15 protein-coding genes are annotated in these 11945 nt (G+C 30.9%); all 15 read right to left on the bottom strand.

Features of this window, described 5'->3' with window-relative positions; translation table 11 throughout:
* Positions 1-224: 224 nt before the first annotated feature.
* The 15 genes from HHU12_RS25075 to HHU12_RS25010 all read right to left on the bottom strand — a co-directional run bounded on the left by HHU12_RS25075 (position 225) and on the right by HHU12_RS25010 (position 11862).
* Positions 225-560 carry a hypothetical protein gene (locus HHU12_RS25075; protein WP_205959987.1) on the bottom strand — a complete coding sequence of 112 codons (336 nt, stop codon included), beginning with the start codon at positions 558-560 and terminating at the stop codon, positions 225-227.
* A 174-nt stretch (positions 561-734) separates the two neighbouring features.
* Entirely contained in the window at positions 735-911 is a 177-nt protein-coding gene (locus HHU12_RS35945; protein WP_394353205.1) for a hypothetical protein, read from the bottom strand.
* Positions 912-943: 32 nt separating this feature from the next.
* Positions 944-1246, bottom strand: coding sequence for a hypothetical protein (locus HHU12_RS25070; protein WP_169659483.1), 303 nt, complete (start codon positions 1244-1246; stop codon positions 944-946).
* Positions 1247-1328: 82 nt separating this feature from the next.
* Positions 1329-2219 (bottom strand): hypothetical protein, encoded by an 891-nt coding sequence (locus HHU12_RS25065; protein ID WP_169659482.1) that lies wholly within the window; start codon positions 2217-2219, stop codon positions 1329-1331.
* 308 nt (positions 2220-2527) lie between these two features.
* Positions 2528-3532 (bottom strand): helix-turn-helix domain-containing protein, encoded by a 1005-nt coding sequence (locus HHU12_RS25060; protein ID WP_169659481.1) that lies wholly within the window; start codon positions 3530-3532, stop codon positions 2528-2530.
* A gap of 4 nt (positions 3533-3536) precedes the next feature.
* Positions 3537-4490, bottom strand: a complete 954-nt coding sequence (locus HHU12_RS25055; RefSeq protein WP_169659480.1) for a hypothetical protein — start codon at positions 4488-4490, stop codon at positions 3537-3539.
* A 393-nt stretch (positions 4491-4883) separates the two neighbouring features.
* Positions 4884-5318 (bottom strand): hypothetical protein, encoded by a 435-nt coding sequence (locus HHU12_RS25050; RefSeq protein ID WP_169659479.1) that lies wholly within the window; start codon positions 5316-5318, stop codon positions 4884-4886.
* Positions 5319-5439: 121 nt separating this feature from the next.
* A complete protein-coding gene (locus HHU12_RS25045; RefSeq protein WP_169659478.1) occupies positions 5440-5952 on the bottom strand; it encodes a hypothetical protein in 513 nt (170 codons plus the stop codon).
* 90 nt (positions 5953-6042) lie between these two features.
* Positions 6043-6576, bottom strand: coding sequence for a toxin-antitoxin system YwqK family antitoxin (locus HHU12_RS25040; RefSeq protein WP_169659477.1), 534 nt, complete (start codon positions 6574-6576; stop codon positions 6043-6045).
* A 438-nt stretch (positions 6577-7014) separates the two neighbouring features.
* Positions 7015-7332, bottom strand: coding sequence for a hypothetical protein (locus tag HHU12_RS25035; protein ID WP_169659476.1), 318 nt, complete (start codon positions 7330-7332; stop codon positions 7015-7017).
* A gap of 100 nt (positions 7333-7432) precedes the next feature.
* The gene (locus HHU12_RS25030) at positions 7433-7732 is read right to left on the bottom strand and encodes a hypothetical protein (RefSeq protein ID WP_169659475.1); all 300 of its coding nucleotides are present in this window, start codon (positions 7730-7732) and stop codon (positions 7433-7435) included.
* Positions 7733-8019: 287 nt separating this feature from the next.
* Positions 8020-8427 carry a hypothetical protein gene (locus HHU12_RS25025; protein WP_169659474.1) on the bottom strand — a complete coding sequence of 136 codons (408 nt, stop codon included), beginning with the start codon at positions 8425-8427 and terminating at the stop codon, positions 8020-8022.
* 43 nt (positions 8428-8470) lie between these two features.
* Positions 8471-8953 (bottom strand): hypothetical protein, encoded by a 483-nt coding sequence (locus HHU12_RS25020; RefSeq protein ID WP_169659473.1) that lies wholly within the window; start codon positions 8951-8953, stop codon positions 8471-8473.
* Positions 8954-8965: 12 nt separating this feature from the next.
* Positions 8966-10780 (bottom strand): leucine-rich repeat domain-containing protein, encoded by a 1815-nt coding sequence (locus HHU12_RS25015; RefSeq protein WP_169659472.1) that lies wholly within the window; start codon positions 10778-10780, stop codon positions 8966-8968.
* Positions 10781-11115: 335 nt separating this feature from the next.
* A complete protein-coding gene (locus HHU12_RS25010) occupies positions 11116-11862 on the bottom strand; it encodes an alpha-ketoglutarate-dependent dioxygenase AlkB (protein ID WP_169659471.1) in 747 nt (248 codons plus the stop codon).
* Between the last annotated feature and the right edge of the window lie 83 nt (positions 11863-11945).

Raw genomic sequence — 11945 nt, 5'->3', positions numbered from 1 at the left:
TCATCACATAGATTGGATTTAAAGGGGAAATCACTTAGGACATTAGAAACAAAAGAGTAATATTAATTTATTTTTCAATATCTTGCTAATAGCAATTTGAAAGTGGCACAATATCAGTGAAATGAGTGGCACAAGATGAGTGAAATATATAATATGCCCTTTGTTAGTGTCTTTTATGGGATAATTCTTCTGTAATTATTATCTCAATGATTTATTTACTGACTTTAATATGGTTCAAAATCACGTATATAACATGGATGTATCATTTCAAATATACCTTTATCAATTGCAGTTTTATATATTTCAGGAAGCTTTTTATATCTTTTTTTCCTCTTTTTATCCACTCGTTTCAATGAAATAAAATCATACGTAAAAGTATACATCATTACTACTTCAAGTTTATTGCAATTATCTGTAATCTCTATAGTTGCAGGGTCTAGTCCAATACCTTTAAATAATAATTTATCAACGGGAATTGGAATCTCTGCCTCGAAAAAACCATCTATATCGGTTTTACTGACCTCAATAGAGTCATTGATCATAATAAACACTCCTGGCATAGTTTCAAAGTCCTCAGAAATTACTCGACCCTTAAGAGTCTTACTTTGAGAATATACACTACAAAAGGATGTAATAAACGTAATAATTAGGATCAACAATTTCTTCATTTCAATACTATCTCTATTGGAATTTTAATATCAAAATTCATAAACTACATTAAACGTTAGTGCCTTTTATTCTATTTCAACAAATTTTCCATCCACAAAATGGATTATAAGTCCATGTTCCAAATCCCAATCAATTCCAGCAATAATGGAAAAGCACTTTTCGGGATTTTCGTTGTCATATGACACAGCTTCAAACCTGCAATTATCAAATACAGTTTCTTTATTTTTACCTTCAAAGAATATTCTATTAGCCTCTGTATTACCGTGTTGTTTGATTAATTCATCTGGTACTTGTCCATAACTTGTGGCTTCGATACTATATTAAACAGTTTGAATATTTCATTTTGCAATTCGTCAATAAAATTCTCTTTTTTTAAATCAAGAAATGAGTTTACACTTGACAGAATATTTGGAGTGATAAGTTTACTTTCGTCTGTTTCTTTCACTCCTGTATTATAGTTTAGAGTTGGTACATAAATTTCTTGGAACATTTTAGTTTCAAAAGCAGGAGAGTATAGTTCGAATGAATAATCTCCGTTTTCATTTTTTACTATATTCTTTAATTCGTTAAGAGTCATATTAAGATGTCTTTAATTGTCGACAACGTTTTGCTAAATTACAAAAAGGTTTGTGTCAACAGTGATGTTGTTTTTTAGCAATTTATTGTTTTTTAAAAATTCCTTCTAATGTCGCCTTATGTGATGTATGCTTGTATAATGAACTGTCTTTGAGTATTGACCCTAGTAGTAACTCAGTAATCTTTTCTCTGTCATTAGATTCCTTGTCCAAGCAAATTAGATGATTTAGAAGGGTCGAATAAAGTTTACCCACGTAGTAATCCTTGTAGCTTTGCTTCCCTTTATTATTAAGAATCTCTATTTCAAAATCGTTAAAATATAAATCTGTATATCTGAAATATTCTGAGCCGTTGAATTTTGGAAACTTGTTGATGTAGTCAAGTGCTTTTTTTGTATTTGGAGGGTTAACGATATTCATGTATCCAAAGATTTGACTTCCGCATAACTCCATGCAACGTAAATAGAATATTCCTCTTGCACGGTCTGAATCTAATCCATATTCCTTTAAATGAAAGTCAATTTTTGATAGGTTGAAAGGTTTATTTTTATTACCGACTGCAGTAAATAGTGTAGAATAGTATTCATCAATTAGTTCATAGAGCGGGATTTCTATTGTCAACAAACTGTCGACAAGATCTTTTGGTTCTCTCACATCTACTCTATGTGGATTTTGGTGAAGTGCATCAATTATATACACTACTTTCAGTGTTGTAGTATCTGGCAACATAAGGAACTCTTTTGTCAGTAATTTGTTTTTGGACTTTGCTCCTTCCTGAATAAAATCGATTGATTTCCTTAATTCATCATCAAATCCACTATCAAGTTCTTTTTTAGCTGATTTAGGTGGTTCATTCATAAACATATAGCTTGAATAGTATTTACCTAATTCAATAATTTGATCTCTTCTTATACCTTGTCCATAGATTGATTCAGAGATTACTAAGTACATAAATATTAGTAAGAGTTTTTTCATACGTTTCTTTTATATAATTGATAACATCGAATAAACACCACCATATCAGATTATAAATTTAAAAACACAATAGTATATATCCATTAATAAAAAATATTTCAACATCCCATCAAAAAATTAGTTTGCTCATTTGATTGTTGAAAGGTGGTTCTAATTTAAATAGTAATGTATTACAAAACAAGAAGTATCGATTTGTCTTCAGGCAGAAGCGTTTCAATAATGTTACAACCCAATGAGGGTGTAGATCCCGACTTTGAGCGTTTTATTACAGATTTATCTTAAGAAGAATAGTATTATTAGAAGGCTTTTCATATTGATTTAGATTTTAAATTTACAGCTTCTTTTCTAGATTTTATTTTTAGTTTGGAGTAAATACTGCTTATGTGTGATTTTACGGTGGTTAACTCGATATTACATTCAGCTGATATTTCTTTATTGCTCAGGCCATTTCTTAATAGGCCAAATATTTTCCGTTCCTGAAGGCTTAACTGATTGATATTTTGATTTTTACGTTTAAATAAAATTAAAACACTAACTGTAAGAAAACCTACAACACTTATAAAAAAAATGATGTGTTTTATAGTATTTTCATTGGAGAGATCATGCTCAACAATATGGAATTTTTGTCGGAAGGAATTAAAATATGGATTGTTTTCATTTTCCCATTTTGACAAATAACCCTCGTAAAATTTAGGATTAGCTAAATAATCTGCTTGAAAATCGGTTTGGTAGATGGCATAAAGAGAAACCAGAGGATGCTTGCAGGTATCTGCAACTGATTTTAACTTTTCTGAGACTACCTCTTTAATAAATTCCTTTTCTATTATTGACTTTTCGTAGTCAATTGAATTGGGGTAATTCGACAATTTTTTAATGTAGTCAAAAGTCTTCATATAATCAGCGCCTTTAATTCTTGTACCCGAGAATATTGGCCTGTCTCCCGTATTGAACAATTCTATTTCAGAATCTTGTTTTGCGATTAAGTGTATAAAATTTTCGTCTAAACTGCCAATGACCAATGAGTTGGGTGAAACGCCTTTTTTGACGATATGTAAACGGAAGAATGACCATTCTGTTGGCACCTTCTCCAAATCTATTTTGAAATTACCAAGACTATCAATAGTGGCACTTGTAATTATTATATCATTCGAAACAGCATATTCTTTTTCAAATGTCTTAAGGTAGGACACATATATTTTTCTGTCCCAAGAATCGTCTAATATCAATTTGCCAGATATATGACCAACATTATTAGAAAACGCATTGACTTGACAGCACAAGATGAGGAGGAGAATAGTTATTATATTTTTCATTATTTTATTCATCCGCAGTAGGTTTAATAGATTGAGCAACGGACATGGCAATATTACCGTTCGATTTTTGGGATGAGATTTTTATCTGCCATTCCCCAACTTCCGTATTTGAGATTGTTTTATCAAGTGCACCTGATGTATAAACTGGTCCCTCGCTATTTTCGTTTGAATTTGGTTGATACTTTAAAGATAGCTCTCCTTCTTTAATTCCTTTAGGATTGAAAATTTCGATTAGAGCATTTCCAGAACGTATATGTGCTCGGACACCTATGTACAAAGTTGTTTTTATGGGAACATTAAAAGTGATTGGTTTACTACCATTAGATTGAGTAGAGAGTGTAATGTTTTTAATTAGTATTTCTTCAGAATGTTCTCTCCAAGCTTGTGATTTCTTTCTAAGTTCAGCGTCTTTCTCCCTTTGAATAGCATGTTGTTTTCTAAGTTCAGCATCTTTCTCCCTTTGAATAGCATGTTGCTTTCTGAGTTCAGCATCTTTCTCCCTTTGGATAGCATGTTGCTTTCTGAGTTCGGCATCTTTCTCCCTTTGGATAGCATGTTGCTTTCTGAGTTCGGCATCTTTCTCTCTTTGAATAGCATGTTGCTTTCTGAGTTCGGCATCTTTCTCTCTTTGAATAGCATGTTGCTTTCTGAGTTCAGCATCTTTCTCTCTTTGAATAGCATGTTGCTTTCTAAGTTCAGCATCTTTCTCTCTCTGAACTTCTGCAATTCTATTCTGTTCTTTCACTTGGGTTAAAAATTCCTCTTTCTGTTTTTCATATTCAAGAATACTTTTATCGTATTCTTCACCTGTGCTTCCTTTTGATTTCAATTGCTTGATGTAGGCTGCTTTATGAATATCCCAACTTTCTTTAGGTGTCAACCCTTCATAATTATTATATGAATTAGGAGGGTAGATGTAGTTGTCTGCCGGCTTATCTTTTTCTACTTGACAAAACACAAAGGTGTTGCTTAGAAGTAAAACGAATAAAAAAATTATGTCTTTTTGCATCATTGTAAATTTAATGTCTAATAATTGATTTGAGAGCAAATTTAACTTGAGCATTCAAAAAAATAGGTCCGAATGGGGTAGGAAAAAGGTATGAAGGAAGTATGAAAGATTAAACTCTAATGATGATTTTTAAATGTATTCAATTGATTTTCTGTGTATAAGCCTACAAGGATGTATTTTTCACTATAAACTGCACCCTCAAATATAATTTCATTCGCTATGATGACAGTTGGTTCAAAACCACAAATAGTGAGGATTTCTCAACTCTGGCTTTCATAATTAGTTTGAAGTCTGCAGGTATATCAATCGATGACTAAAATGCCCTGTTTATTTATACGTTATTTAATTTGCAAGTGAATAAATATGCTTACATAAGTACCAATTTTTTGATACTTCTTCTATCCCTCCAAGATTACGTTTATGCTTAATTTGTTCTATACCTTTTGGTGCATAGGCTAAGAAATATACAACATCTCTTAAAGCATATTCATTATTACAATTTGGTGCCTGAAAGATTATTGTAGAATCTGCATGACATTCTATGAACTGTATTTCAGTAGAAAGTTTGGCATTCAAAATCTCATCTCTTTGAGAAATTGATAGAATAGGGCGATAATAGAATTGATTACTATTCATTTCTAGATGGAGAGAATGGATTTTTTCTAGTGCTTCAATGTAATATTGTTCATTTTTCAGAAAATCAATTTTACACGATTCACTCTCACAACTTCCAAAGAAAACCACGAAGAAAAAAAATAAAGCTTGATAGTTTTTCATAATAACTAAACTTGAATTGTAAGAAAGTTGTCTTTTATTCTTTCCATAAAGGAGATGCCTTTGCCTAAAGGCATGGTATCGTAGGCAGATTGCGTCGTATGTCCCTGGTGTTCACACGTTTTTATTTATATTCTATTCTAAAATACCCCAAATCATATGATGGATTTTCTATTATTTGATAGTCTATCCATTTTTTATCTTGATAGTCACGCCAAAAATAGGGCTTGGAAAATATTATTCCTTTACCTCTCTTAATTGACTCCGCGTAACACAATGAATCTAGATTTATATCTAAATTAGGAGGATGCAAAACATCCACATTTATTTTACTTTCCTCAAATGAAAAGTCACTCAACTCATACGTTAAAATCGTTGGTGGAGGAACAAAGGTTTGAGGTATTAATAGTTCTTTATCTCCAAAATTATCATTTACAACATCTTCTGTTCTTTGTACATTTACAGGGTGCACAAAAATCCACTTTATAGTATTGTATTTTGAATGCTGTTGAATGACACTATCAACAAACTCAATATATCTTACCGATTTATTGATATTTATTGAAGTTGTAAATCGTTTGTTATTACATGAAGATATTATCATTAAACAAATAAAAAAGATGAATTTAAATTGCATAAAGATCAATGTGTGTCAACGTTCCTTGCTAAACTACACAAAAGGTTTTTATCAAACCGTAATCGAGTTTAGTTTTTGGTAAGCTCTTTTTTATTTTATCCGTTTAAGATTCCCTTTATCGTCATAGACTTCTTTTTGAATGAGATTTCCAAACTCATTATAATACTTTAAATTTCTCGTAGGAACTCCATTTTCAAATCGCCCTTTAAATCGAACTACTCCATTTGAGTCATACTCTTCGATTAATCCATTACATAATTTACCACAACAATAAAATTTAAATTCTTCAGTAGGTGCGTGTAAGTAAGTCGGACCCCATAATCTCGTTTTATGGAGGTAAAGAGTATCATTTTTTTGCTCTTGATCAATGATGATATCGAAATAGAAACTGGTTAAAAAATCCTCCGAAGTCATATATAATTGAAGTTGATAATAATTAGTAGCCAATTCAATTGCCTCTCCTGCATCAACTATAATTGTCGAATCTTCTTTTACCAACCAAAGTTCATATGGTAATTCTAATACTTCATCCTTACAGGCATCAAAAAATAAAAACTTAGATTTTGATTGTGCTAGTAGATTAAAACTACAAAAAGTGAATATGAGGATAAATAGTGCTTTCAAATTATGATTAATTGAGCTTACGAAAATGCTAAACTACGAGTGAGGGAGCGTTACCAGAGACTTGGAGTTTTAGCTGAAATTGTCTTTTGAAATTAATTATTTCCGATAATAATGGGAATTGAGACATATTTAGGATATTTCAATGGATATCTACATTCTAAAGTACAATCCATTCTTTCTATTAAGACCTTCTGACACCAATAGGATAACCCTAAATCTTCATTAATATTATCTTCATAATCTCTTTCAATACAAAAAATCTCTAATTTACCATTTTTATTTATAGACATGTTTAAGTGAAATAAGTGTTTAAATTCTATTTTTCTTATTTTATCAAATTTCATTAGTTCACTTGATAGCTTTATACTTAGTTTGGAATAGCTACATTTACCCGGAGAGTAAGTTAAGCCCCTTTAATCAAAAAAAAGTATTTTTGCATTATGGGAAAACGACGTACAAGAAAAAGCTACGACAAAGAATTCTAATTGGTGTATTTAATTCTATTTCGATTGTGTCTTTTGTATGCCTAACAATTTCACCTTTAAAAGAATAATAGTGGTTAGAATCGTAATCAGTAATTTCTGAAAAATAAACACTATTTTCTTGATTCTGATAGGTGATGTCACCAATTGAATCAATAATCAACATACTTGACGAGAGGTAATCCGTTTCATCATCAGTGATTGACACCCACTTAGTATTGATAAATGATGCTTTATCTAATTTTGATTTTTTCTCTTGACAAGAACAAACCAAAATGATAAGAGCTATTAAGTATAGATGAGGCTTTTTGATATTGAAGATTTTTTATGATGTAATGTAACTGTGTTGGCACGAAATAAAACCATTGGTAAATTTAACCTAAAGTAAAACTTACAATCCCATCATTGTTAGATATGATGGTTAATATTTCGATAAGCTCTTTTAGGATTTCTTTTTCAGAATTTTTAATCTCTTCATCAAGAGGTAAACGATCAAAAACATTATAAATAGAAGATAGAGCTTCTAATACATTTTTACCATCAAACATTACCTCATGAGGCTCATTATTAATTTGACAATATCCGTTACCCGTAATATAATCGACAATGTGATAATAAAAAGTAAGGTTTCTTAAATCATAAAAACCGAGATCATAAGGTACTTCATATCTCATTAAACATTAATGAGTGTAGTTCTTCGTGAAAGACCATAAATGAATTCTCGATTTTGTGATCTTGAATTTTATTTTTAATGACTTCAAACCACCCAATAGATTGAATCTTTCCGGAAATACAGTCTTCATTTTTCTTGTACCCTTGCACATATGTTGCTACTCCCATAACTCTTTGATGTTTGTTTTAGTTGTTGTTTTATTTCAAATTGAATGTCACCTTTTGGCTATAAAAATTATTCTTACAGAAAACCATAAGATTATTATTAAAATAGTATGTATCTGTACCCTTATAAAATAATCGTTGTGTTTTTCTTTAATAACAGTAATAATTCATTTGCTTCCGTAATATCGTCATGAAATATCCAATCAGATAATGCACCAGTGGGTTTTGAATATCTTTTTTCCAGCGCCTCAAAGTTTCTAAGGAGCACCGCATCGTCATCAGTTGATGTAAGGATTTCATTTATGAGATCAATAGCTCTTTTATCATCTATTTCTTGCCAATCCGCAATAGACTCTAGCGTTAAAATCCTCACATACATTTCTAAATCCATACTTGAATTATAGGTTTGTAAAGAGAAATTATCAACCACTACATTGGATAGTTTATTGATCTCAATTAATGCTTTTTCACTTGAAATTTTGTCATTTTCAAAATCAATAATTAACCTTTTAATTTCTTCAGATTTGTCCATTTTTGTGTTGTTTTAATATTACATTATGGCTAATTGAAGCCACCTAACATTGAATTCTTCGCGAACCAATAATACCTTTACTAGAAATAATATCCACTAAGTATAATCCGTAAGCATCCCCTTCGACAAATATGTTATCTTTTTCTTCAGCGAAATCATAAACCAAAGAAAAATAGAAATCTTTATCAGTATTTACACCTTCAGGATACCCTTCAAATAGGATGGAGTTTGAAAATATCATATGCCAATTTTTTATTTCATCTCTGCATCTTCTGAAAAATGTAAAACCAACTTCTTCGATTGGTCTGATTCCATGCTTTAGAAATTCTGATAATCGGTTTTGAGACGAAATATATTTCAAGAATTCTTCAAGGTGCCTCCAATCTATTGTTTCTTGTTTGTAGCATTCCATATCAATTTCAAGATTGATCTTAATGCCCTCAATCTCAAAGTTGGTTATCCAACATTTACTTTCGTCAAAATAGTTAAAGTCAAAGGCCTTACCCGAAAATTCTATTTTTTTCATAAATGCTGAGCCTTAAAAAAGTACATTACAGTTAGTGAATTGTTCCTTTATTGTGGCCTTTTGTTCATCAGTAAAATTGTTGCCAGATAAATTTAGTTCCACTAAACTTTTTAGCTTCTTCATTTGTGAAGGGATATTATTCAGGGAATTTTTATAAAAATCTAGCGTCTTCAAATTACTCAATTTACCAATTTCTTTTGGTATTGATGATATCTTATTTCTAGATAATTTTAAGTGCTCAAGGTTCGTGAAATTTGCAATACCTTTCGGTATATACAGAATATTACAAGAGCTTAATTCCAGTTTTGTAAGGTTTTTTATTCCTGCCAACTCTACAGGAAAATAATTGATATCAGGTATAACTATTTCAACTTTTTGATAATAATGACCGACTGAAACACTATAGGGATGTATGATAATTTCAATAGGATAATTTCTGAAAGCGTTGGATAATGTTTCAAGATTTAATGCAGGGTTGTCCCTTAGCGAAAGCTTAGTTAATCCTGTCAGCTGACCAAACTCTAAAGGAAGAGTAGACAACCTATTTTCTGCTAATTCAAACAGTCTTAAGTTTTTTAAATTACCTATTTCTGATGAAATATCACCTATCTGATTATTATGTGCATATAAAGTTGTCAATTCCGTTAATCCGCCAATGCATTCAGGAATAACTGATAAATTATTACTTGAAATATTCAGTTGTTTTAAATTTTTGAGTTTCTGTATTTCATGGGGTAAAGTAGTGAGACTGCACGAACTTAAATAGAGGTATTTTAAGTTACTCAGATTCCCAATACCAGCCGGAAGTTCTTTTATTTCATTAGAACTTAATGCCAAAGCTTCTAAATTCTCTAATTTCCACATTCCATCAGGTAATGTAGAAAGCTTACTGTCGTACAAGTTTAAATGATTTAATAACTTTAATTCCGAGATCTCATCAGGTATATTATTGATCTTATTAAAAGACAAATCTAAATATTCCAACTTTGAAAGTTCAGTGATTTCATCAGGAAAACGTTGAAGACCATTGCCGCTGAGTTTAATTCTTTTTAAGTTAGAAAGGTTTGAAACACCTGCCGGAAGTTCTTTAATCTTATTATAATTGATATCCAGTTCAATAAGATACGTTAAGCCAAATAACTTATTTGAAATAGAATTTAATTCGTTGCTATTGACTTTTAAGACCTTAAGTTTTTTCAGTTTCCACAGCTCATCAGGAAGTATTTTAATGGAATTTTTAGACAGCTTAAGTACTTCAAGGCTAGTGAGTTCACCAATTGCTGCAGGAAGAGATTCCATTCTACATTTTTTTAAACTCAAATATTTTAGGTGCTTCAACTTTTTTAGTTCACCTATTTTATAGGCATCCTCTTCAATAGCAACGTCGTCCAACAGAATAACTTCTAACCAAGGATGCTTTAAGATTACCTCGAGCGTTTCATTAAAGTCATAATAATAACTAGCCATATCCAAAGCTTTCATATCAGGTGTTATTTCATATCCTTTTGCATTTAATTTACACCTTTTGAGTCCTTCTAAAAAATGGGCATAACCAGTATTTTTTTCAAATGGGGTGGCGTATGAAAATTCAGGTTTAATAATAAATTCCCCCTCTTTATTGATAAAGCCATAGTTATTTCCATCATAAGCGAGGGCAAGGGAATCATCATAAAAATAGAATACATCAGTGATTGACTTTTTTGCCTGTAATAGACTGTCAACCAACAAAAGTTCTTGTTTTATACTTGTAAGTTCGTCCGTCTTTTCTTGTGCAAAGATGCAGTAAGTTACTATGAATAGAAAAAATGAAAGCGTTGTTTTTTTCATGTTTAAATACGATATATTCTATTAATTTATGATGTCAATTTTCAATGATGTGAACGTGAAGTTTAGTTGATATTATTCAATTTAGTTAGAATATTTTTTGAATGAATAAGAGCATGTTTGAAACATCTATTTTAGTGAAAATTTCCCCTTTCAGAACATGAGTTTATTAATTTCATCAACTATAGAACCACTATTTTCTCTGAAATTAATTTCCTCACAACCTAAAATGGAAAATTTTCACTTCTAAAATATATATTTCAAACATACTCTAAATCAAACTTTGTTGTAGCTTGTAAAGTAGTTTTTACAGTGACACGACAGTTCACTTTCAATGTTTAAAACTTCCTGAAAGTCAGACTTATTCTTGAAGAATTGAGTCCGCTTGATTTTGGTATTTTGTGTCTGAATTTTTCTTGAATATCTCCATGCATCGTTATAATGCTTCCATTTCTTGCTGCTATTTTGACATGCTTATATAAATTGTCATTCTCCTTATGCTTTAAATTTTTAGCTGTGAACCTTAATTCCCTAAAGCTATTTACATCTTCACAAAGAGATATAATTGAAATTCCAGCGTTTGCTTTCATTCCTATTTGGCAGTCACTGTGTTCGGCAATAAAATCACTTCCGTCCGCATACCAATTTACTATTGCTTGATTATATTTATTTTCTTTTTCGTGTTCATTGACGAAATCTAAGTAAACTTGAAATTCAGAGGGCAATGGTAATTCTTCATACGGCTTTATTCCTGCGTACATATAACTGCGTTTAGCTTTTATATCATGCTGCGGAGTCTTTAAATAGCTTTGATGCCAACGAGATGAAGTCATTTCTTTTCCATACATTATGACTTTTCCTCTTTCCACTGGATGCAAACCAAATAATTTTCCGTAATTAATTTGCGAATATTCTATCAGTTCCTCTGAAAGCCAATCTATCGTAATCCAAGCTGAACCACTTTTCGTTAGATATATTTTTTTGGTTTCTTTATTGTCTGATGGAAAAATACATAAGCTATTACCAACTTCGATTTCCCCTTCAGTATCTAACGGAAACCTCATTGTTTCTTTTGTTGATGTCATTTTTTAATAGTGGCTAAAACTCGGCTAAAAGGCATTTCAAAGAACTTGTCTCCACTTTAAGCATAAGTTTTTATTTTGTTTAA

This window comes from Flammeovirga aprica JL-4, from assembly GCF_012844305.1.
Classification (GTDB): Bacteria; Bacteroidota; Bacteroidia; order Cytophagales; family Flammeovirgaceae; genus Flammeovirga; species Flammeovirga aprica.
This window is presented reverse-complemented; position numbering and strand designations above follow the sequence as displayed.